The sequence below is a fragment of the Kitasatospora nipponensis genome, assembly GCF_039528135.1.
Taxonomy (GTDB): Bacteria; Actinomycetota; Actinomycetes; order Streptomycetales; family Streptomycetaceae; genus Kitasatospora; species Kitasatospora nipponensis.
In genome coordinates, this window is sequence record NZ_BAAALF010000641.1 from 1 (window position 1) to 801 (window position 801).

At 68.7% G+C, this 801-nt stretch carries 1 protein-coding gene; it reads right to left on the reverse strand.

Going from position 1 to position 801, the window contains the following annotated elements; translation table 11 throughout:
- The coding region (locus ABD323_RS42440) for an alpha/beta hydrolase (protein WP_344447396.1) at positions 1-684 on the reverse strand (684 nt) is incomplete at its 3' end.
- Between the last annotated feature and the right edge of the window lie 117 nt (positions 685-801).

Below are 801 nucleotides of genomic sequence, written 5' to 3' on the forward strand. Positions count from 1 at the left end.
CGTCAGGCCGGCCGCCCCGGCGTACAGGACCTCGCCGCCGGCTGCTTCCTGGGCGCGCGCTTCGGAGGCCTGCCGCAGTCGCTCCTGGACGGTGTCCAGAGCCGAGTCCTGCAATCCGTTGCGACGGACCCGGCCCGAGTTGAACATGCTCACCGTGGCGACGCACGTGAACCGCTTGTCGGATTGTGCGGCCTTCAGCGTGTACCCGCCCCCGCCGCAGATACCCAGCGCTCCCAGCCGATCGACGTCCACGCCGGGGAAGCCGGCGATGAAGTCCGCCATGCCGTGCACGTCGTCGGTCCGGTGGTAGGGCTTGTCCACATTGCGGGGCTGCCCTTCGCTGGCGCCCTGGTAGGAGGCGTCCGCGGCGATCGTGATGTAGCCCAGTTCCGCAAGGCGCTGGGCGTACCGGCCGGCGACCTGCTCCTTGACGCCGCCGTTGGGGTGCGCCACCGTGATCGCGGGGTGCTTACCCGTTGGGTCGTAGTCCGCCGGGGTGTAGATGTTCGCGGCGATCTTCAGACCGTGGAGCGTGTACGTGACCGGGTGGATGTTCACCTTGCCCGGCTCATTCGACGTGATCGCGTACTCGTGGACGAGGCCGAAGGGGTTCTGCCGGTAGTCCAGCACCGGCCCCGCAGTCCCGGTGGTCTGGGTCGGGGCTGTTGCGTGCGCGTCGTTCATGCGGATCTCCTTTCGATGCGGTGCGCGCTCTGCGCGGTCCGCGGGTTTCTGACCGGCTGTTGGGTGATCAGCCCAGGCCCTTCTTGGCCAGGAACGCGGAGACCTGGTCGGCGATCT